Source organism: Streptomyces sp. NPDC002787 (assembly GCF_053592095.1).
Window position 1 is genome coordinate 171,380 of record NZ_JBSFVC010000001.1, and the last position, 20,912, is coordinate 192,291.

Annotated in this window: 14 protein-coding genes and 1 pseudogene; 7 read left to right on the forward strand and 8 right to left on the reverse strand. The window is 71.0% G+C overall.

The genetic code is table 11. The features are described 5' to 3' along the window. Positions 1 to 62: 62 nt before the first annotated feature. The gene (locus ACWD26_RS00705) at positions 63 to 2,081 is read right to left on the reverse strand and encodes a non-reducing end alpha-L-arabinofuranosidase family hydrolase (protein ID WP_451264729.1); all 2,019 of its coding nucleotides are present in this window, start codon (positions 2,079 to 2,081) and stop codon (positions 63 to 65) included. Between the two features lie 131 nt (positions 2,082 to 2,212). Next, positions 2,213 to 3,853, reverse strand: coding sequence for a glycoside hydrolase family 43 protein (locus ACWD26_RS00710; RefSeq protein WP_451265251.1), 1,641 nt, complete (start codon positions 3,851 to 3,853; stop codon positions 2,213 to 2,215). Positions 3,854 to 4,381: 528 nt separating this feature from the next. On the opposite strand from ACWD26_RS00710, the pseudogene ACWD26_RS00715 reads away from it, so the two are divergent. Beyond that, positions 4,382 to 5,177: pseudogene (locus ACWD26_RS00715) on the forward strand (cellulose binding domain-containing protein); the annotation flags it as partial. Positions 5,178 to 5,346: 169 nt separating this feature from the next. On the opposite strand, the gene ACWD26_RS00720 reads toward ACWD26_RS00715, so the two are convergent. Further along, positions 5,347 to 6,474 carry a GH12 family glycosyl hydrolase domain-containing protein gene (locus ACWD26_RS00720; protein WP_451264731.1) on the reverse strand — a complete coding sequence of 376 codons (1,128 nt, stop codon included), beginning with the start codon at positions 6,472 to 6,474 and terminating at the stop codon, positions 5,347 to 5,349. Between the two features lie 330 nt (positions 6,475 to 6,804). On the opposite strand from ACWD26_RS00720, the gene ACWD26_RS00725 reads away from it, so the two are divergent. The 4 genes from ACWD26_RS00725 to ACWD26_RS00740 all read left to right on the forward strand — a co-directional run bounded on the left by ACWD26_RS00725 (position 6,805) and on the right by ACWD26_RS00740 (position 13,003). Further along, positions 6,805 to 9,273, forward strand: a complete 2,469-nt coding sequence (locus tag ACWD26_RS00725; RefSeq protein ID WP_451264733.1) for a SpoIIE family protein phosphatase — start codon at positions 6,805 to 6,807, stop codon at positions 9,271 to 9,273. 99 nt (positions 9,274 to 9,372) lie between these two features. Beyond that, on the forward strand, positions 9,373 to 10,719 hold the full coding sequence (locus ACWD26_RS00730) for a flavin-containing monooxygenase (protein ID WP_451264735.1): 1,347 nt from the start codon (positions 9,373 to 9,375) through the stop codon (positions 10,717 to 10,719). Continuing rightward, positions 10,716 to 11,594, forward strand: a complete 879-nt coding sequence (locus ACWD26_RS00735; RefSeq protein ID WP_451264737.1) for an SDR family NAD(P)-dependent oxidoreductase — start codon at positions 10,716 to 10,718, stop codon at positions 11,592 to 11,594. Before ACWD26_RS00730 ends, ACWD26_RS00735 begins: the two co-directional genes overlap by 4 nt. Further along, positions 11,591 to 13,003: an aldehyde dehydrogenase family protein gene (locus ACWD26_RS00740; RefSeq protein WP_451264739.1), complete on the forward strand. Its 1,413-nt coding sequence runs from the start codon at positions 11,591 to 11,593 to the stop codon at positions 13,001 to 13,003. The genes ACWD26_RS00735 and ACWD26_RS00740 overlap by 4 nt, the downstream gene beginning before the upstream one ends. 17 nt (positions 13,004 to 13,020) lie before the next feature. Here ACWD26_RS00740 and ACWD26_RS00745 read toward each other — a convergent pair whose 3' ends face one another. Further along, on the reverse strand, positions 13,021 to 14,103 hold the full coding sequence (locus ACWD26_RS00745; protein WP_451264741.1) for an AraC family transcriptional regulator: 1,083 nt from the start codon (positions 14,101 to 14,103) through the stop codon (positions 13,021 to 13,023). A gap of 207 nt (positions 14,104 to 14,310) precedes the next feature. On the opposite strand from ACWD26_RS00745, the gene ACWD26_RS00750 reads away from it, so the two are divergent. Continuing rightward, entirely contained in the window at positions 14,311 to 15,525 is a 1,215-nt protein-coding gene (locus ACWD26_RS00750) for an MFS transporter (RefSeq protein WP_451264743.1), read from the forward strand. A 64-nt stretch (positions 15,526 to 15,589) separates the two neighbouring features. On the opposite strand, the gene ACWD26_RS00755 is transcribed toward ACWD26_RS00750, so the two are convergent. The 4 genes from ACWD26_RS00755 to ACWD26_RS00770 form a co-directional block, all read right to left on the reverse strand. Then, positions 15,590 to 15,949, reverse strand: coding sequence for a X2-like carbohydrate binding domain-containing protein (locus tag ACWD26_RS00755; RefSeq protein ID WP_451265253.1), 360 nt, complete (start codon positions 15,947 to 15,949; stop codon positions 15,590 to 15,592). Further along, the gene (locus ACWD26_RS00760; protein WP_451264745.1) at positions 15,946 to 16,923 is read right to left on the reverse strand and encodes an HpcH/HpaI aldolase/citrate lyase family protein; all 978 of its coding nucleotides are present in this window, start codon (positions 16,921 to 16,923) and stop codon (positions 15,946 to 15,948) included. The genes ACWD26_RS00755 and ACWD26_RS00760 overlap by 4 nt, the downstream gene beginning before the upstream one ends. Then, the gene (locus ACWD26_RS00765) at positions 16,913 to 18,130 is read right to left on the reverse strand and encodes a CaiB/BaiF CoA transferase family protein (RefSeq protein ID WP_451264747.1); all 1,218 of its coding nucleotides are present in this window, start codon (positions 18,128 to 18,130) and stop codon (positions 16,913 to 16,915) included. The genes ACWD26_RS00760 and ACWD26_RS00765 overlap by 11 nt, the downstream gene beginning before the upstream one ends. Positions 18,131 to 18,332: 202 nt before the next feature. Next, positions 18,333 to 19,259, reverse strand: coding sequence for a LysR family transcriptional regulator (locus tag ACWD26_RS00770; RefSeq protein WP_451264748.1), 927 nt, complete (start codon positions 19,257 to 19,259; stop codon positions 18,333 to 18,335). 177 nt (positions 19,260 to 19,436) lie between these two features. Between ACWD26_RS00770 and ACWD26_RS00775 the strand changes: the two genes are divergently transcribed. Beyond that, on the forward strand, positions 19,437 to 20,849 hold the full coding sequence (locus ACWD26_RS00775; RefSeq protein WP_451264750.1) for a CitMHS family transporter: 1,413 nt from the start codon (positions 19,437 to 19,439) through the stop codon (positions 20,847 to 20,849). The last annotated feature ends 63 nt before the right edge of the window (positions 20,850 to 20,912 follow it).

Consider the following 20,912-nt stretch of genomic DNA (forward strand, 5'->3'; position numbering starts at 1 on the left):
GGGAGGCCCCGGCTGCGGTGGTGTCAGCCGGGAGGAGTCCCGGCTGACCGGGGGCGAGTCGCTCAGCAGGTCGAGTTGGTCTGGGTGAGGAGGCCGAGCCGCCATGGGAGCAGGTTGTAGTCGCCGCCCGCGTTGGGGTTCATGCCCTGATAGAGGTACTGGAGTCGGCAGGAGGGGATGGTCAGTGTCTGGTCGTAGCCGGCGCGGATCATCTCACCGTGGCTGACGTCCCTGGTCCAGGCCCCTGACGGGAACGTGACGTTGTTGGCCCTGGCGAACGGGTTGCTCTCGGACGCGGCCAGTTGTGTCCAGGAACCGGCCAGGCTGTTCGAGGTCCAGGAGCGGAAGTAGCGTCGGCCGTCCGATCCGATGGCCTCGACGAGGAGCAGGTACTGATGGGAGCCCTGCACCTTGTACACGTTGCTCGCTTCGAAGAGCGCGTACTTGGAGTCCCGGGCGGCGATGACGGTGTTGGTGAAGCCGTTGGGGAACTGGCCGACGGTCGTCTGGGACCGGTAGAGGTGCCCGTTGTCGTCGGACGAGAACAGGTAGCAGTTGGCGCTGTCGCAGATCACCCACATGTCGACCCAGTGGCCGTTGCCGATGTTCTGCTTGATGATGTCCGGCATGGAGGAGTAGAAGTGGCGCGGTGCGCTCCACCCGTTCGGATTGCTGATGTCGGGGTTGGTGGAGTACGACGCGTTGCCGGTCTGGTACACGAGGTACCACAGGCGTTGCGGCGCGTAGTAGAAGACCTGCGGGGCGGCCCGGTACCCGCGTCCGATGGCGCTGCGGTCCAGGTAGTGGTGCGTGGCCGAGCCGGCCTGCGACCAGTCGCTGAAGTTCAGGTACACCAGGTTGTATCCGGAGGAACTGGCGGTGCTGGCGAACACGTGGTACTTGCCGTTGTACCGGACGACCGTCGGATCCTTGATGCCGGCGATGTTGTGGGTGGCGTCCGACTTGGGGGAGATCAGCTGGCCGCTGGAACTCCAGGAGAAGCGGGAGGGCAGCGCGGCGGCGGAGGGGGGCGAAGAGGCGTCGGCCTGTCGTGTCGTGGGCGTAACGCCCATGGTGGTGAGCGTCGACCGGTAGGCCGGTTTCTTGTTGCCGTTGCGGTCGAACAGCAGCGGGTTCTCCCCGGCGCGCCAGGAGTCGCTGTCGCGGATGCCCCAGACGGTGATCCCGGTACAGCGCGCCACGTTCAGACAGGCCCTGACCGTGTTCGCGTACGCGTTCGGCGGTGCCTGCGCGATGTCCAGTTCGGTGATCTGGACGTCCACGCCGAGGGCGGCGAAGCTCGACAGCGTCGTCTGGAAGCTGGCGGGCGGGCCGCCGGCGCCGAAGTGGGCCTGGAGGCCGACGCAGTCGATGGGCACGCCGCGCGCCTTGAAGTCGCGGACCATGCGGTAGACGCCCTGGGTCTTCGCGGCGTTCCAGTCCTCGATGCTGTAGTCGTTGTAGCAGAGCTTGGCCGCCGGGTCGGCCGACCGGGCGGTGCGGAACGCCTGCTCGATGAAGCCGGTGCCCAGCACGTCCCGGAAGACCGAGCTGCGCATCTGTCCGCTGCCGCCGTCCGCGAAGGCCTCGTTGACCACGTCCCAGGAGTGGATGCGGCCTTTGTAGCGGTTCATCACGGTGGTGATGTGGTTGTTCATCACGCCGCGCAGCGTGTTGGCGTCCCTGATGGCGTTGACCCAGCCGGGGAGTTGGGAGTGCCAGACCAGGGTGTGGCCGCGGAGCCGCTGACCCCGTGCCGCCGCGCGGTTCACGATCTGGTCGGCGGCGCCGAAGGTGAACTGTCCGCGCGACCGTTCGGTCGCGTCCCACTTCATCTCGTTCTCGGGTGTGACCGAGTTGAACTCGCGGTCCAGGATGCCGGTGTAGGTGCCGTCACCGAGCCGTCCGGCCGCCACGGCCGTCCCGAAGTACCGCCCGGACTGGGCGGCTTGGGCGCCCAGGGTGGACGCCTTGACCGCGTCCGGCGCGCCGGACGCGGCGCCGGGCGTCACCAGTGCCATGAGGGCTGCCAGGCCTAACACCGAGGCCCGGCGCCGGCCGAGCCGTTTCAACGGGTCCATCGCTCTCCTCGTACGGTCGGGTGCGGGTGCGGGTGCGGGTGCGGGTGCGGGTGCGGGTGCGAGTGCGAGTGCGAGTGCTGGTGCTGATGGTGCTGTGGTGCGGGTGGTGCTGGTGGTGCGGGTGCGGAGCTTCAGGGTGTGGACAGCTCGAACCGCGTGACGCGGACCGCGCCGCCGAGTGCCTGTGTGGCGTGGTTGAAGAGGGCGAACCGGTAGCCCATGAAGAACCGCCAGTCGTTGCCCATGGCGAAGGCGGGGCCGAGACGGGTGAAGTTGACGCCGTCGGTGCTGTAGGAGAAGGTGCCGGGCCGGGGCGCTCCGGGCCGGATGTCTGCGTTCGCCCGCAGCCACAGGCGACCGCTCGGCGACGCGCTCGCGCTCGCCCGCTCGACCCCGGTGCCGGTGGTGTTCCAACTGCCGTCCATGGTCAGCCCGTCGACCATGACCACCCGTGTCACGCCGGCGTCGCGCTTGAGTCCGATCCACGCGGAGGAGTCCCGCAGCAGGGCCAGCCCGGCACGGTCGCCGTCCCGCATCGCCGAGTGGTCGAGCTGGACCGTGGCGGTGGAGGTGGGGCCCTGGATGCGGTGCGTGAGCGTGTTGCGGGCCCAGTAGAGGTCGCCGGTGACGGTCGCGGTCCGCAGGGTCAGGCCGTTGTTCACCGACCACTTGGTGTTGTCCGGGTTGTGGTTCCACTCCCACTTCGGCTTGAGGATCGTGCCGTCGAAGGTGTCGACGCCCACCATGGGGGTGACCGGGCGGGGTGGAGGGGGCACGGCCGGGCTGGGGTACGACGTGCCCCACGCGCCGTTCACCAGCTGCACCACCGGCCAGCCGTCGGAGGTCCAGGTGATCGGCGCCAGAGCGGGCACCCGGCCGCCCGGGTAGGCGTCCACGAAGGCCAGGTAGTACCAGGCGCCGCCCTGCGTCCGCACGAGCCCGCCCTGGTGCGGGACACCACCGCCGGGGATCGGCCCGCGCAGGTCGAGGAGGACCTGACGCATCGTGTACGGACCGAAGGGGCCGGTGGACGACTTCAGGATGTACTGGCCGTTGGCCGGCCGGGTCAGGAAGATGTAGTACTGCCCGTTGATCTTGTAGAAGCGGGCCCCCTCCAGGGTGCCGACACTCGGCGGAGTGGTGAACACCTGCTGTGCGCGGACCTGGGTGCGGCCGTCGGGCGAGAGCTGGGCCACGCTGATGGTGGTGTTGCCGTACGCCACGTACAGGGTGTCGTCGCTGTCCACGAGCAGTCCGGCGTCGTAGTACGGCGTGTTGATCGTGGTCAGTCTGCTCCACGGACCCTCGACGGCGGTGGCGGTGTAGATGTACGTCCTGGCGAAGTCGATCTGGCCGAGCCAGTAGAAGGTCCCGTTGCTCGGGCGGTGGGCCAGCGACGACGCCCAGATGCCCCGCACATAGCCACGGGCGCCGTTCAGGTCGTACTTGGCGCCGAAGTCGAGAGTCGGCACCGAGTGACCGGCGATCTCCCAGTTCACCAGGTCGTACGAGCGCAGGACGGGTGCGCCCGGCGAGTAGTGCATCGTGGAGGCGGAGGCGTAGTAGGTGGCGCCGACGCGGATGACGTCGATGTCCGCGAAGTCCTGCCAGACGACCGGGTTCGTGTACTCCGTGGCCGTCGGCCCTCGGGTGGAGCCGGAGGCCGCGTCGCCGCGCGATGCTCCGGCCAGGGGGAGGAGGGTGCCCGTCATCAGACCGGTGGCCGCGGCCAGCGCTTGACGGCGATCCAGATGCTGACGAGGGCATGACATATCCATGTCTTCTCCTTGCGCGGCCGGGCTGTTGTGGTGGGCACGTACGGCCGCCGTGAGCCTCACGGCTGAGGGGTGCGTGCTGTGCCGACGTGCGGTGCGCGGCGGTGCCCTGCTGCTTCTCGCGTTCCCACGTCCCCACGTCCCGCGGTGCGTGGCACCGGATGTCTCTGCACTCCACCCGGTTCGTGATGTCGGACACCGATCGACTCATCGAGCACTTCGGATGATAGGAGGCCGGTGAACCCCGTCAATACCTCTCGCAAAATTCGCTCGAGCCGTCGAAATTTTTCGTCACCCTGGACGGAGCGGAAAAGGCCCTCGTCGATCAGGCCTCCGGTGCAGGTGTTCCCTGGTCCGTGTGCGTTCGAGTGCCGGTGTCGCGATCGTGCGGTGGGGGAGTCCTCGGGTGTTGACATGTCCTCCCGCCTCTCTATGGTCCCCGACCACCTGGCGCCCGCACACGTTCGATCGCGAACGTGACCGAATCTTGCGCCCTTGATGCGACCGACCTGTCAGGTGCGCGACATGAGATCCCTTCCCGGAAAGGGGAGTTACAGCGCCCACCCTGTCTTCGGCTTCCACGGGCTGGGCGGCACTTCCACGGACGTCTCCACGGGCCGCACCGTGGAGACGGGCACGTGGGCCCACTACGGGCTGCAGCCGCTGGCGAACAACAGCGCCGTCCTCGTCGCGCCCCAGGGCCTCAACAACGGCTGGGCCAACGCCGACGGGGAAGATGTCACCTTCGTCGACGACATGATCAGGCGGATCGAGGCGGACCTGTGCGTCGACACGGCGCAGCGCTTCGCTCTGGCTTCAGCTACGGCGGCGCCATGTCCTGCGCGCTCGCGTGTTCCCGGGCGACCGTCTTCCGCGCGGTGGCGGTCCTGGCCGGCGGGCAGCTCAGCGGATGCGCCGACGGCACCCAGCCGATCGCCTACCTCGGGGTGCACGGCATCAGGGACAGTGTCCTCACCACCTACTCGGGGTGCTCGGCCGGACGTCCGGTCGCCTGGGCGCGTTCGACGAGGGGCACATCGCCGCTCCGCAGGACGGAGCCCCCGGTTGCAGCGGCTCCAGGACCTGGCTGCCCGCCGAGGTGTGGACGTTCTTCACACAGTTCCAGAACTCCACCCCGTCGTCCGGGACTTCGTCCTGCCGGGTCACTCACACCGTCACCGGATGGGCGACCGGGCTCACCTCGAACATCACCCTCACCGGGACCACCCCGATCGACGGCTGGTCCCTGGCCTTCACGCTGCCCGGCGGCCAGACCATCACGTCCGGCTGGAACGCCGACTACTCGACCGAGTCCGGCCGCACCGCCTGTGCGATGGCGGAGAGCTCGACGAGGTGAGCGCGGGAGGCGGTCACGCGTGATTCGCCCGTGGGGTTGGTGAGCGCCCGTTCCGCCGGGCCGCATTCCGGCCGGGTGCCTCGCGGCCACAGGCCGGCGCCGGACGCCGCGCGAGCGTCCGGCGCCGGTCACGTCATGTCCGGGTGCAGGCGGTCCCGTTCAGGCTGAAGCCGCCCGGTGCGGCGAAGGTGCCGCTGTAGGTGCCCTGGAACCCGAACGTCTGGCTGCCGCCGGGGGAGATGCTCGCGTTGTGCGTCAGACCGCTCGCCGTGACCGGTCCCGAGGACGGGGAGACGGAGGCGTTCCAGGAACTGGTGACGCTCTGGCCGGACGGCAGGGTGAAGGCCAGCCGCCACCCGTCGACGGGCGCCGAACCGGTGTTGGCGACGCTGACGTTCGCGGTGAAGCCGCCCTGCCACACGTTGGTGGTGTACGACACCGCGCAGGCCGTGGTGCCGCCCGGGCCACCGGGGCCGCCACCACCGGTGTTGACGGCCGACGAGAACGAGTTCACGGTCAGCCCGGTGCCGTTCTGCCAGGGCTCGAAGCCGGCCTGGACGCTGGTCAGGTACCAGTTGTTCTGGGCCAGTCCCCGGGACACGGCCTGGCGGACGAAGTCCATCACGTCGAAGCTCCAACCGCCGATCGCCGACGGGGCGACGAAGGACAGCACGTCATTGGTGCCGTTGCCGCCCGACCACACCTGCCATGAGCGTCCGCCCACCGTGGCCGTGCCGACCTGGGAGCCGATGGGCTGGATCGGGCCCACCTTGTTGAACCAGATCATGATCTCGGTCCGGTTCACCCCGTCGGTGCGGGGCGTCGGGTCCAGCCAGATGTCGTACGAGGCGTTGTACACGGCGTCGCCGACGTAACCGTACGAGATGCTGCTCGGCGCGCTGGAGATGGCCGAGAGCTGGGCCGGGAGGCTGGTTCCCGGCGAGCAGTTGGTGTAGTGGCAGCCGTTGAAGACGGACGGGTACGACTTCGGCGCGCCGTTGGTGGGGACGGAACCGTCGGCCCGGGTGACCCGGAAGCCGTTGTCGGTGGTGGTGACGCACTGGGGCTGGCTCGTGCCCCAGCGGTTGTTCTGGACGACGTAGCGCCCCTGGATGACGCTCGATCCGTACTGTTCGCAGACGGTCGTGTCGGCCTGGGCCGACGGTGTGGCGGCGAAGAGCGCCGCGAGGGTCGCGAGCGTGGTGACGAACGCGCCCCACACGGTGCGCGCGGTACGCGGGACATGCGGTAACGGTCGCATGGGGGACCTCTTTCGGAGGTACGGCCGGAGGCGGGGGTGCTACGGGCGCTCCTCGGTCTCCCCCGCTTGGGAGCGCTCCCATTCCGTTCTGCTCTGGGACTGTAGGAGTGAGGGCATGCCCCTGACAACCCTGCTGCGGACGTCTTCCTGTCGGGGGACGCCCCCGGCTGACGGCCGATGGTTGACCGGCTGACAGCTGACAGCTGACGGCCGACGCGTCCGCGCGCCGCCGGTTGAGCGGGATGCGCCGCGGCGGGATGCTGGAGGCATCGCCTTCGACCGGTGAGCAGCGCCGTGGACCTGCGGCAGGAACGACGTCGGTGTACGCCCATGGACAACGAGCCCGACACGACCGCACGAGCGGGGGGAACAGCCGCACCCGACGACTTCGCGGTGGTCATCGACGCCCGCGGAGCCGTCATGGTGTGCAGCGCGGGAGCCGGAAGGCTGCTCGGGTACGAGCCCGGGGACGTGGTGGGCCGGCCGGTCTCGGGCCTGCTCGCCTCGACGCTTCCCTTCGCGATGCGGCGCCACCTGGCCGCCGTCGAGCCCTGGACGAGCGATCTGGCGCTGCGCGGCCGCGACGGCGACCGTGTCACCGTGCGGCTCCGCGGCACCCCGCTGGGGGACGCGCGGGGCAGGACGCACTGGGTCGTCACACCGGCGACGGTGACCTACCCCTCCGGACCCTCGGACGTGGAGACGGCGGAGCTCTGGGACCTCACGCTCGCGCAGCTCCCGCTGCCGGTGGCCATCTACGACGGCGAGGCACGGTTCGTCACCTGCAACCAGGTGATGAGCCAGGCCATGGGCCTGAGACCGGAGGAGATGAGAGGGCGGACGCTGTGGGAGATCTATCCCGCACCGCCCCTGGACGAGATCGACCGCCTTCAGCACCAGGTGGTGCGCACCGGCGAGAAGATCTTCCGCGAGGAGCAGCCGTTCCGAGCCTCCGGCGAGGTCCGCGATCACGCGTGGTCGCTGTTCCTCTCCCCGCTGAAGGACCGGGCGGGCGGGGTGCTGGGCCTGTCGGCGCTGGTGATCGACATCACCGAGCAGTACTGGGCCCGGCGTCGCCTGGCGGTGCTCAACGACGCCGGTGTGCGCATCGGCAGCACTCTCGACGTGACCCGGACCGCCGAGGAACTGGCCGAGGTGGCGGTGTCGGGGTTCGCCGACTTCGTCACCGTCGACCTGCTGGAATCGGTCGTCCAGGGCCATGAGCCGCAGCCGGTACCGCCCGACACGCCGGTCGTCTTCCGCCGCAGCGCGCAGCGCTCGGTGCTCCCGGGATGCCCGGAGTCGGTGGTCCCCGCGGACGGCACCGACGTCTATCCCCCCGGCTCACCACCGGCGCAGGCACTGATCACCGGCCGGGGTGCCCACTACGCCGCGGGCGACCCACTGCTGCGCGCGTGGACGACGGCCTCCTCCGCCCGCGCGGAGAGCATGCGGCGATTCAAGATCCACTCGGTGATGATGGTGCCCCTGCGCGCCCGGGGGGTGAACCTCGGCGTGATGCAACTGATGCGGCACCGGACCGAGGACGTCTTCGGCCCGGACGACCTGATGCTCGCCGAGGAGATCGCCGCCAGGGCCGCCGTGAGCATCGACAACGCCCGCCGCTACACCCGCGAACGCCGGACCGCGCTCGCGCTCCAGCGCAGTCTGCTGCCCGAGCGGCTCCCGCACGCGGAGGCCGTGGACCTCGCCTACCGATACCTCCCCGCCGACGCGGGGGACGAGATCGGCGGAGACTGGTTCGACGTCATCTCCCTGTCCGGGGGACGGGTCGCGCTGACGGTGGGCGACGTGGTGGGCCACGGCGTGCACGCCTCGGCCACGATGGGCCGTCTCCGCTCCGCGGTGAGGACCCTCGCCGACGCCGATTTCTCGCCCGACGAGCTGCTCACCCGCCTGGACGACCTGGTCATCCGTCTCGACCAGGAGGAGGGCCCGGAAGCGCGAGGGGAGTCGGAGAGCGCCTCGGGAGAGGTGGGTGCCACCTGTCTCTACGCCGTCTACGACCCCGTCGCCGGCCGGTGCGACCTCGCGCGGGCCGGGCACCCGGCACCGGTCCTGGTGACCTCCGACGGCACCGTCCGCGTCCTGGACCTGCCCGCCGGCCCATCGCTCGGCCTGGGCGGACTGCCCTTCGAGTCGGCCCGGATCGACATGGACGAGGGCAGTCTGCTCGCCCTCTACACCGACGGGCTGATCGAGGCGCCGGGCCGCGACATCGACGTCGGACTGGACCTGCTGGGCGAAGCGCTGCGCCACCCCGCCGCCACTCTGGACGAGACGTGCGAGGAGGTGATGCGCAAGGTACGGCCCGACCCCCCTGCCGACGACATCGTCCTGCTGCTGGCCCGCACGTCCACGCTCGGCGCGGACCAGGTACGCACCTGGCAGCTCCCCCCGGATCCCGCGGCCGTCGCCGGGACCCGCCGGATGGCGGGCGAACAACTGGCCGCCTGGGGCCTGGCCGAGCTGGAGTTCGCCACCGAGCTGATCGTCAGCGAGCTCGTCACCAACGCCATCCGCTACGGCGCCGCCCCCATCCAGCTGCGGCTCATCCGTGCCGGCGCGCTCATCTGCGAAGTCTCCGACGGCAGCAACACCGCCCCCCACCTGCGGCGCGCCCGCACCTTCGACGAGGGCGGCCGCGGGCTGCTGCTCGTCGCCCAGGTCGCCGAGCGCTGGGGCAGCCGCCAGACCCCCGTCGGCAAGACGATCTGGGCCGAACAGCCCCTGCCGGATCAACACCCGCACGAGGACGGCCGCCGGCTCGGCCGCTGAGGTCCGGTCCGTGGCCGCGCGGGTCAGTTCCCGCCGGACGGCGAGTGAATACGTTGCCTCCCAAGACCCGTGAAGCGGGATGGACGAGGAGGCAGGCCCGTGAAGAAAAGCCAGTTGGACACGTGCGTGATCGGGGCCGGACCCGCCGGGCTGGCCGTCGCCAGGGCCCTGGCGGAGCGCGGGCTGCCGTACACGCACCTGGAGCGGCACACCGGGCCCGGCGGGATCTGGGACATCGACAACCCCGGCAGCCCGATGTACGAGTCGGCCCACTTCATCTCCAGCAGGACCCTCTCCGGCTTCGGCGGCTTTCCGATGCCCGACCACTTCGCGGACTACCCGCCGCACCGGCAGATCCTGTCGTATCTGACATCGTTCGCGGACGCCTACGGGCTGACGGACCGCATCGAGTTCGGCACCGAGGTCGAGGCCGTCGAGAAGAACGCGGACGGCACCTGGACGGTCACCCGGGCTGACGGGCGGGAGAGCGTGCACGGGCAGGTCGTCGTGTGCACGGGCTCGCAGTGGCACCCCAACATCCCTGATCTGCCGGGGGAGTTCAGCGGGGAAATACGGCACACCGTCGGCTACCGGGACGCGGAGGAGCTGCGGGGCAAGCGGGTCCTGGTCGTGGGCGCGGGGAACTCCGGCTGCGACATAGCCTGCGACGCGGCCCGGACCGCCGACCACGCGGTGATCAGCATGCGACGCGGATACTGGTTCATTCCCAAACACCTGTTCGGCCGACCCGTGGACACCATCGCCGACAGCGGGCCGCACCTGCCCATGTGGCTGGCGCAACGGCTCTTCGGAACCCTCCTGCGGATCATCAACGGCGACCCGGCACGCCTGGGGCTGCCGAAACCGGACCACAAGCTGTTCGAGACCCACCCGGCCATCAACTCGATGCTGATCCACCACCTCCAGCACGGCGACATCACCGCCCGGCCGGGGATCGCCCGCGCCGAGGGCAGGACCGTGCACTTCACCGACGGCACCAGTGACGACTTCGACCTCGTCCTGCTGGCCACGGGTTACGTCCACAGAGTGCCGGTCGCCCAGCGGTACTTCGGCGACGAGCAGCACCCGGACCTGTACCTGTCGTCGTTCTCCCGCGAGCACGAGGGCCTGTTCGGCATCGGCTTCGTCGAGACCAACTCCGGCGCGTACCGGCTCTTCGACTCCCAGGCGCAGTTGATCGCCGCATTCCTTCACGACGCACGGCACCGGCTGCCGAACGCGGAGCGGTTCGCCCGGATGATCCGCGCCGACCGGCCGGACCTGTCCGGCGGACTGAAGTTCGTCGACTCGCCCCGCCACACCGGCTACGTCGACAGCGGGGCCTTCGTGAAGTACCTCGGCAAGGTCGCCCGCGAGATGGGCTGGCGTACCGAGGGCCGGCCGCCGGCCGTGCGGTCCCCGCGACGCGTGGAGGCGACGGCATGAGCCGGTACGACTTCACCGACAAGGTCATCGTGGTGACCGGCGGCGCGGGCGGGATCGGCAGCGCGCTGTGCCGGCGCTTCGCTTCCGGCGGCGCCCGCTGCGTCGTCGTCGACATCGACGCGGTCCGGGCCATGAAGGTGGCCGCGGACCTTCCCGGCGCCGGGCACACGGGCATCGGATGCGACCTGACGGACCGCGCCCAGGTGGAGCGGCTGTTCGAGCTGGTCGCCGATGACCACGGCCGCCTCGACGTACTCGTCAACAACGTCGGCATGACCAGCGCCCAACGCTTCGACGTCCGCAGTGTCGAGAGCATCGAGCGGGAGATCACCCTCAACCTGACCTCACCGCTGGTCGCCACCCGTATCGCCGTCCCGCTGCTGCAGGCTTCCACGGACCCCCGGGTGGTCACCACGGTCTCCCTGGGCGGGATCTTCCCGCTGGGCGAGACCCCGATCTACACCGCCTCCAAGTTCGGGCTGCGCGGCGCGATGCTCGCCATCGGGCTCGACCTCGGGAGCCGGGGCATCCGGGCCGGTTCGGTCCTGCCGTCGGCGACCGACACCCCGATGCTGCGCCAGGAGGCCGTGGACAGCGGGAACTCCCTGCAGTTCCAGGACCGGCCGCAGCAGCCCTCCGACGTGGTCGCGGCCGTGGTGAGCCTGCTGAACAGACCCCGGCTGGAGGCCTACCCCCGGCCCGGCGAGTCCCGTCTGGTGCGGTGCGCGATGCTCGTGCCCAACCTGCTGCCCCGGATCCTGCCGCTGTTCCGCAAGCGCGGAGACCGGGGCATGGCCCGCTATCTGGAGGAGCTGCGCCGACGCGGACTGGCCCGTCGGACGGACGGGCGCTGGGAGCTGGTGGAGGAGGCATGACCAGGAACGACATGCTCCGGGTCGTCAACCCGGCCACCGGGGAGCCGATCACCACCTTGCCCGCCGCGAGCGCGTACGACGTCACCAAGGCCGCCGAGCGGGCCCGCCAGGTCCACGAGGCCGGGGTCTGGTCACGGCTGCCCGTCCGGGAACGCGGCGCGGTCCTGCTGCGACTGGCCGACCTGATGGAACGCGACGCCGAGATCCTCGCCCGGCTCGACAGCGAGGACGCGGGCAAACCGATCACGGAGTGCCGTACGGGCGACGTACCGGGCGCGATCGAGTCGATCCGCTGGTTCGCGGAGGCCGCCGACAAGGTGTTCGGCCGCCTCGCGCCGAGCGGACCCGACGGTCTCGGCCTCGTGAGCCGCGAACCGGTCGGGGTCGTCGCGGCGATCCTGCCGTGGAACTATCCGCTGGCCATGACCGCCTGGAAGGTGGGACCGGCCCTGGCCGCCGGCAACTGTCTGCTGGTCAAGCCCGCCGAGGCGACCCCGCGTTCGGCGCTGCACCTGACCGCCCTCGCGGCCGAGGCGGGCCTGCCCGACGGGGTACTCACGGTGTTGCCCGGATACGGCAGGGAAGCCGGAACAGCCCTCGCTGTCAACCCCCTCGTGGGGGCGCTCTCCTTCACCGGGTCCACCGCGACGGGGCGCCGCATCCTCAAGGACGCTGCCGTGAGCAACTTCAAGCGGGTCTCGCTGGAGATGGGCGGCAAGAGTCCTCAGGTGCTGATGGCCGACGCGCTCTCCTACGGCGACGAGCTCATCGACCACATGATCGAGGCCGCGTTCCTGACCATGGGGCAGAACTGCACGGCCGGCTCCCGGATCCTGGTGCACCGCGGCATCGCCGAGGAGGTTCTGGAGCGGTTCACGGCCGCGGCGCGCGAACTCGTCGTCGGCGATCCGGCCGACCCGCGCACGCGGATGGGTCCGCTCATCGACCGCGCCGCGTTCGACCGGGTCTCGTCAGCCGTGGAGGCCGCCCGGTCCGGCGGGGCCCAGATCCACACCGGGGGACTGCCTCACGGGCTCCCACCGCGCGGCGCCTACTACCCGCCCACCGTGATCACCCGGGCGCCCGACGGCAGCGACGTCCTCACCAAGGAGCTGTTCGGTCCCGTCGTCACCATCCAGACCTTCACGTCGGAGGACGAGGCGGTGCGGATGGCCAACGCCACGGACTACGGTCTCGCCGCCTCGGTGTGGACCCGTGACCTCGACACCGCGCTGGGGCTGGCCCGGGGCATCGAAGCCGGCGTGGTCTCCGTCAACGCCTACAGCGAGGGTGCCATCACCACGCCTTTCGGCGGCTGGAAACAGTCGGGATTCGGCGGAGTGGAGAAGTCCACCGACGCGTTCGACCAGTGGACCCGGCAGAAGACGGTCTGGATCCGCACGCGTTGACGTGACGTGACGACATGTCATTCCGTGTGCCCCGCCCTCCGGAGCATCCGCTCCCGCAGCTGGACGGGGGAGCTTCCGTGCCAGCGGCGTACCGCGCGACGCAGGGCCCGCTCGTCGGAGAACCCCGCCCGGCGGGCGACGTCGCGCAGCGTCAACTCCGGTCTGAGCAGCAGCTGTTCGACGCGTTCCCGTCGCACCCCCTCGACGAGTGCCTCGTACGTCGTGCCGCACTCGGCCAGTCGGCGGCGCAGCGTCCGCTCGCTCGTCGCGTGCCGCCGCGCCTGCTCGCCGAACGAGGGCACCACCGGCAGGCTCTGCGCGACGGAGATCTCCAGCACCTCCAGCAGGTCCTGCTGGTCGCGGCGGGAGGCCACCTGCGCGTCGAGCGTCTCCAGCGTGGAGGCGTAGCTCACCGGATCCCGGCCGGGCATCCGCGTACGGGCCCACGTTGCGTCGAACACCATACGGTTGGCGGGGGCGCCGAAGCGCACCGGACAGGCGAACAGGGCGCCGTACAGGCCGGGTTCGCGCGGTGGCGGAAGGACGAACTCCACCGCCCTCGGCGTGAGGGCGGGGTCGACGGCCAGCCGGGACAGGGTGATCACGGAGGCGAACGCCTCCTCGACCAGGAAGGCGGCCACGGCCGGGTCCATGGCGGGATCGGGAAGGTCGGCGCGCAGCACGAAGGCGTCGTCCTCCTCGCCCGCGCCCGCCGACCACACCACCATCGCACCGGACAGGTTCTGGTACTTCACCCCCGTCTCGATGGCGTGCCGCAGCGTGTCGTCGGCCATCAGGGCGAAACCGAGGAGCCCCCATGCGGTCAGGTGCTGCGCGGCGCCGACCCTCAGCCCCAGGCGCTCGTCCCCGGTGAGCTCCAGCGCACGGCGGATGACCGCGCTGCCCTGCCGGTACGACACCCGCAGGGCGGCGGAGCGCATGACCGTCTCGTCCAGTCCCATCCGCTTGAGCAGAGGCCGCAGATCGACGCCGCGCTCGTCGGCGACCGCGACCAGATAGCGCAGGATGTTCGGCTGGATGGTCGCCGACGTGCTGCGGCTCGTCCCGGGGGAGTCTGGGGGGCCGGAGCCAAGGGACATCGCACTCACCTTCTTCTCGGACGTCCACGGTAGGCAGCGGACATCGCCGGTCGCACATCGTGGCCCCCGAGGTCCCCTGTACGGCCTCCGGCGTCCTGAGCCCGTCCTCCGCGCCCTGGCTACGGTTTCCGCGACCCGCACGGTATGCGGCTCGCCGGTCCTCGACCGACCGCTCCAGCGCACACAGGAAACGAAGGTGCCGGCACCATGTCCCTCAACGCTCCAGCCCGGACGAGGGCCGGACTCCCGGTCTCCAGGCACGGCGCCCGAAAGGGCGCGACCCTGGCCTTCGCCGCACAAGGTGTCTCCGTCGCCGCCGTCTACACCACCGTCCCGGCTGTCACCGAACGCTTGGGACTGGCCCCCCTCCTGACGACCACCCTGATGGTCGCGGTGGCGCTGGCGGCGGGGGCCGGCAGCTTCCTGGGTCTGGCGGCGATCCGCCGCTCCGGTCCCGTCGCCACGATGCGCGGGGCCGCGCTGACGGCCGCCGTCGCGCTGGTGCTGATCGCGTGGGCTCCCGACGAGGCGACCGTCGGCTGCGCGTACATCCTCTTCGGCCTCGCGGTCGGCGCCCTCGACGTCGGGGTCAACACCCGGGCCGCGGCGATCGAACGCGCCTACGGCCGCAGCATCTTCGGCTCCTTCTACACGGCATGGAGCGTGGGTGGCGTGGTCGCGGCCCTGCTCACCGCCGGGGCCGCCCGACTGGAGTGGCCCCCGGCGGCCGGCCTGAGCACGCAGGCCGGCATCGTGCTGCTCCTCGCCCTGGGCATACGAGCGCACGCCCTCCCGTCCTCCGTGCCCTCCGCATCCGCGAAGCCGTCGGACACGCAGCCGCAGCCGGGGCGTCGCCTGTGGATCCGGCTCATCCCCTTCGGCCTGGTCCTCCTCGTCGTCTACGTCGTCGACTCCACCGTCTCGGCCTGGTCGGCGGTGTACCTGCGCCAGACCCTCGCCGCGTCCCTCACGGTCGCACCGCTGGCGTACGCGTCCTACCAGGCCGGCACGGTCGCCGGCCGGGCCGCGACCGACCGCCTGGTGCGACGGTTCGGCGCGGTCGCCGTCGTCCGCACCGCCGCCCTGCTGGTAGCGGTCGCCCTGGCCGGCATGGCCGCCGCACCGAGCTGGCCGTTCGCCGCTCTCGCGGCCGGGGCGGTCGGTCTCGGCGCCTCCGTACTGGCCCCGCTGTGTCTGGCCGCCGCCGCGCGGCTGCGCCCCGCCGACTCGGAGACGGTCCTCGCACGCCTGAACCTCTTCAACTACGTCGGTGTCATCACCGGCGGTGCGGTGAGCGGACTCCTCGGCGCCACGGGCGAGTTCCGTCTCGCCTACGCGGCACCGGCCGTCCTCGCGGTCCTTCTCCTGGCCGCCGCCCGCCACTTCACCCCGCCGCCTCCGAGCCCGGCCGTCGACGACTGATCGACAGCGTGGTGAAGCCGGCGCTCGGCGACCACGTCTTCCCGGGCGGGGCACCGGCCCGTGTTCAGGACGTCGTGCCGGTGACCGTGCTTCCCGACGTGGTCACGTAGTGCGTCGTCGTGGCGCCGCTCCAGAAGTGAAAGGTGAGTTTCACGCGCGTGTCACTCTGCACCGCGTCGAGGAAGGCGGGGGTGAGGCGGATGGCCTTCTTGGCCGGGTCCGGCGCGAACGCGGTGTTCCGCCAGGGGACGCCCCGGGAGAACCCGGCCCGCAGTGTCGCGTCGACCCCGTGCGAACGGTCCCCGACGAGCCGGGTGAGCGCGGCCGACTTCAGGGGCAGCCTGTTGTCGGCAAGGCTGTAGTCCCTGCCCTTGACCAGCTTGGTCGTGCCGTGCAGGAGGGCCTTGAAGGCGGCGCCGTTCAGGCATCGCCTGAATGCGGGGGCGACGGGTGCGCCCCGTGCCGGTCGAGGACGAGGCGAGCCGTACGGGCCATGGCCTCGTCGACCATCTCCCCCCGGAACGTCACCGCGCCCGTCCCGTTGCGCTGGGCCGTCTCGACCGCCGCGATCAGGTCCGCGCAGCGGGCGAGTTCGGCCGGGCTGGGAGCGAACACCTCGTTGATCACGGGGACATGGGAGGGATGGATCGCCATCATCCCCTCGTAGCCGAGGGAACGGTTCTGTTCGGCGAAGGCACGCAGCCCCGCCAGGTCTCCGACACGCGTCCACAGTCCGCCGACGGGACACGGCACTCCGGCTGCCCTGACGTCCAGCAGAACCCGGGAACGCAGTGCCACCGTTTCGGTGCCCTCAGGGCTCCAGCGGTAGCCGACGGCACGCTCCACATCGCCGCCGGGAGCGGTGAGAGCGCCCAGGTAGGCGATGCGCGGGGCGGCTCGCGCGATGTCGTACGCCTCGCGCAGGCCTCGGGCCGTCTCCAGCAGGGGCACCAGGGCGACCCGTCCCGGGGGCAGCCCCTGTTCCCGCTCGCACCAGTTCAGCAGCTGGTCGGCGAGCCTCACGTCCTGGGCGGAGCGGACCTTGGGGAGCACGATGCCGGCGAGCCCGGGCCGTACGACCGCGCGCAGTTCCTCGGCGCCCGCCCAGCCGTCCAGCGGGTTGACGCGGACGAACAGTGCCATCCGTCCCGCCTGATCGGCCGGCGCGGTGGTGGCCCGCGTGATGGCGTCGGCCACCTCTGCACGGGCGGCGGGCTTGTCCGCGGCGGGCACCGCGTCCTCCAGGTCGAGGACGGCCGCGTCGGCGCCCGCCGCACGGGCCTTGGGCAACCAGTCGGTTCTGGTGCCGGGGACGAAGAGCAGCGAGCGCAGCGGGGGCCGGTCGCGCGCTTCCGCGTCGCCCCCCGGAGAACTCCGCGCGCACGCCTCAGATGACACCGCTCTGCTCCAGGTCGGCCAGCTCGTCCGCACCGAGTCCGAGCCACTGCCCGTAGACCAGGTGGTTGTCCTGCCCGAGGGCGGGCCCCGTCCGCCAGATCCGGCCCGGCTGCCGGCGGAAGTGCGGGATCACCGCCTGCATACGCACCGGCCCGAGGTCGGGGTCCTCGACGGTGACGATGTCTTCCCGTTCGGCGTACACGGGGTCGGCGGCGATGTCCGCCGCGTCGAACACCCGTGAGGCCACGACCTCGGCACGGGCGAACGCGTCGAGGCACGCGCCCGTGCCGCGCTCCGCCACCCAGTCCCGCAGCCCCTCGTCCAACTCCCCACGTCTGTCGTACTGTTGCTCCGCCGTGGCGAACTCCTCCTCCGGCAGCCCCAGCAGGCGGGCCACGTTGCGCACCGAGCGCAGCGTCGCGGAGGTCACCGTGATCCACTCACCGTCGCGGGTGCGATAGGTGTTGATCACGGCCCCGGGAGCGACCGCCAGCTGGTTGCCGGAGCGCTCGGGCACTCGTCCCAGCTGGTCGTGGACGATGACCTGCCACTCGACCAGACGGAACAGGGACTCGAAGAGGGCCAGGTCGATCCACTCGCCGTCGAACCCCGGGTCGTGGTCGCGGCGGTGGAGGGCGGCCAGGACGGCGTAGGCGCCCATCAGGCCGGTCACGGCGTCGCCGTGCGAGAAGCCGGTGTGGACGGGCGGGCCGTCGCGAAACCCGGTCAGATGGACGACTCCGCTGCGCGCCTCGCCCATCTTGCCGAAGCCGGGGGCGTCCGCCTGCGACGAGGTGGCACCGAAGCCGGAGATCTGCAGCAGTACGGCCCGGGGGTTGATCCGGTGCACCGAATCCCAGTCGAGCCCCCACGCGCGCAGGCGTCCGGCGCGCAGGGTGACGATGACGACGTCCGCCCAGGCGACGAGCCGGCGCGCCACGCTCCGGCCGGCCTCGTGGTGCAGATCGAGGGTGACCGAGCGCTTGTTGCGGCCGGCGACCTTGAACCACAGCGGGACACCGTCACGTCGGGGCCCCATGGCACGGGCCGCGTCACCGGCTCCGGGGGGTTCCACATGGACGACGTCGGCCCCTTGGTCGGCGAGCATCGAGCCCGCCAGTGGCCCGGCCACCACATGGGCGAACTCGACCACTCTCAGTCCCCGCAACTGACCCCGTCCGGCGCTGTTCCGCTCGTCGTCCGACACCGATGCGCTCCCTCACGGTCGTTGCGGTCCCGGACCTCAGACTGCCGGAGCGGCGAAATGCCTGTCGAGCAACAGAAGGCCATCAATCAATGCGGAAAACGCATGAATCGGGGAGAGGGCGTACGAGGGCTCATGCCCACGAAAGACCTGGCGGTCTGACGCGGCCTCATGTCCACGAAGCGCTGGGAGGTCTCACGCGGCCTCATGCCCACGCAACCCCGGGCGGAAGAGCGCGCCTGTGGCGGCGGAACTCCTCGAGCGTCTCCAGGAACCGCTCCGTGACGGTCGGGAGCGTTCGCCGCACGCGCACCGCGATGTCGAGGCGCCGGTCGACCACGGGGTCCACCAGAGGGCGACAGACGACGGGCCCGGCACCCATCAGCGGAAGCACGAGGGCAGGCATCGCCGACACCCCGAGACCGGCCGTCACCAGTCCGCCCACGGTCGCGACACTGCCCGCCTCGGCCGCCGGTACGGCACGCGCGTCGATCTGGGCGAACGCCGCGTCGGTGAGCCGTCGCACGCTCGAATCGCGCCCGACGGCCAGGAACGGGTGGCGAGCGAGGTCGTCCCAGGCGATCTGGTCGCGTTCGGCGAGCGGGTGGTCCTGCGGCAGCACGGCGACGAAGCGGTCCCTGACCAGGGGGCGGTGCTCCAACTGCTTCGGAGGGTCCCCGACGGTGGTGATCGCGAAGTCGGCGTCACCGGACAGGACCCGGTCAAGTACCGGCCGTTCCAGGCCGTCGAGGAGGCGTACCGCCACCTGCGGCCGTCGATGGCGGAAGTCGGAGATCACCTGCGGCAGGAGCACCGCGGCGACCGACGGGAGGGTGGCCACGGCGACCGTTCCCGACTCGCCGAGCAGATAGCGCCTGAGCTCCCGCATGCCCGCCCGGTGAGCGGTGACGATCTGCTCGGCGACACGCAGGGCCTCGACACCGGCCGCGGTCAACTGCACGTTACGGGTGTCCCGTTCGAGGAGCTGGACGCCGAGCTGTCGCTCCAGATCCGCGACCGCACGGCTGAGCGAGGACTGGGACACGTGCATCTCCGCGGCGGCCGCGGTGAAGCTCGCGGCGCGGGCGACCGCCGCGTACGCAGCCAGTTGACGCAGGGTGGTGGCCTCCATGGCGGACGAGCATAGGGCGCGCCCCCGCATTGATGCGCTTATCGCATGGACAGATCTCGGTTTGATGCTGGACACCGATCCACCGGTGCTCCGAAACTCTCGCGTAACACCTCGGCCTGCCCGCTCAGCTCCAGCCCACCGCCGCCGAGGGCCGTCCCGGAGAAAGCGAGCGCCGCCATGCTGGCAGCCCTGGGCTTCGCCACGATCGCCGTCCTCCTGCTGCTCACCATGACCAGGCGCGCCTCGGTACTGGTCGCCCTGATCCTGCTTCCGGTGCTGGCGGCGCTCATCGGCGGCTTCGCGGGCGATCTGGGCGAGCTCATACTCGGCGGGCTGTCCAAGGTCGCCCCCACCGGCATCATGATCGCCTTCGCGGTCCTGTACTTCAGCCTGATGGTGGACGCCGGACTCTTCGACCCGCTGATCCGCGGGCTGCTGCGGGTGGCGCGTGGAGACCCGTTGCGGATCACCGTCGCCACGGCCGTCCTCACACTGTGCGTGGCCCTGGACGGCGACGGCGCCTCCACCTTCCTCATCACCGTCTCCGCGCTGCTGCCGGTCTACAAGAGGCTCGGCATGAACCCCCTGGTGCTGTCCGGAGTGGTCTGCCTGGGCGCGGGCGTGATGAACATGGTCCCCTGGGGCGGCCCGACCGTACGAGCCATGGCGGCCCTGAAGCTGGACAGTTCCGAGGTCTTCAACCCCGTGCTGCCGGCGATGGGCTTCGGTATCGCCTGGGTGCTGGTGGCCTCCTACCTGCTCGGCCGCCGGGAACGCGACCGTCTCGCCGCGCTGTCCTCGACGACGGCCCCGGCCGCCGCGACAGCTGAGCCGGGCGGACAGGCCACGACCGCCGCGACAGCCGAGCCGGGTCGACAGTCCACGCCCACGACGGCCGACGCGCAGGAGCCCGAGGCCCTCCCATCCCCCGGGGACGGGCCCGGCACCGTACGGGTCGTGCCCCCGCCGCGGACCTGGCTGAACATCTTCAACCTCCTGCTCACGATCGCCCTCGTGGTCTGCCTGATCCAGGAAGTGATGCCGCTTCCGGTGCTGTTCGTCCTTGGCTTCGCGATCGCGCTGCTGGTCAACCACCCGACCTGGGAACAGCAACAGGCGCTGCTCGACAAGCACGCCAAGAACGTGGTCCTGGTCACCACGATGATCTTCGCGGCCGGCGTGCTCACCGGAATCCTCAGCGGCACCCGGATGATCGACGAGATGGCCGAGGCCTTCGTCGCCGTCGTCCCCGACTCCGTCGGATCGCACCTGCCCGTCGCGGTGGCCGTCACCGGCATGCCACTGAGTCTGGTCTTCACCCCGGACGCCTACTACTTCGGGGTGCTGCCCGTCCTCGCGGAGACCGCGAACGGCTTCGGCACCGACCCGGCCGAGGTCGCCCGGGCCGCCATCCTCGGTCAGATGACCACGGGGTTCCCGCTCAGCCCGCTCACCGCGTCCACGTTCATCCTGGTCGGCATGAGCGGTGTGCCGCTCGGCGAGCACCAGCGCTTCATCTTCCGCTGGGCCTTCGCCACGACCCTCGTCATGACCGCCGGCGCCCTGCTGACCGGCGCCTTCTCCCTCTGACCGCCGAGAGCCCGGAGCCGGGCGACCGGAGATCCCCACCCAACAGGCACCTGGTCCGGGTGC

What these genes read in the sequence shown, in the direction of transcription:
- ACWD26_RS00705 (WP_451264729.1), bottom strand. Translation starts at nt 2,081, where the DNA reads ATGGACCCGTTGAAACGGCTCGGCCGGCGCCGGGCCTCGGTGTTAGGC.
- ACWD26_RS00710 (WP_451265251.1), bottom strand. Translation starts at nt 3,853, where the DNA reads ATGTCATGCCCTCGTCAGCATCTGGATCGCCGTCAAGCGCTGGCCGCG.
- ACWD26_RS00720 (WP_451264731.1), bottom strand. Translation starts at nt 6,474, where the DNA reads ATGCGACCGTTACCGCATGTCCCGCGTACCGCGCGCACCGTGTGGGGC.
- ACWD26_RS00725 (WP_451264733.1), top strand. Translation starts at nt 6,805, where the DNA reads ATGGACAACGAGCCCGACACGACCGCACGAGCGGGGGGAACAGCCGCA.
- ACWD26_RS00735 (WP_451264737.1), top strand. Translation starts at nt 10,716, where the DNA reads ATGAGCCGGTACGACTTCACCGACAAGGTCATCGTGGTGACCGGCGGC.
- ACWD26_RS00740 (WP_451264739.1), top strand. Translation starts at nt 11,591, where the DNA reads ATGACCAGGAACGACATGCTCCGGGTCGTCAACCCGGCCACCGGGGAG.
- ACWD26_RS00745 (WP_451264741.1), bottom strand. Translation starts at nt 14,103, where the DNA reads ATGTCCCTTGGCTCCGGCCCCCCAGACTCCCCCGGGACGAGCCGCAGC.
- ACWD26_RS00750 (WP_451264743.1), top strand. Translation starts at nt 14,311, where the DNA reads ATGTCCCTCAACGCTCCAGCCCGGACGAGGGCCGGACTCCCGGTCTCC.
- ACWD26_RS00770 (WP_451264748.1), bottom strand. Translation starts at nt 19,259, where the DNA reads ATGGAGGCCACCACCCTGCGTCAACTGGCTGCGTACGCGGCGGTCGCC.
- ACWD26_RS00775 (WP_451264750.1), top strand. Translation starts at nt 19,437, where the DNA reads ATGCTGGCAGCCCTGGGCTTCGCCACGATCGCCGTCCTCCTGCTGCTC.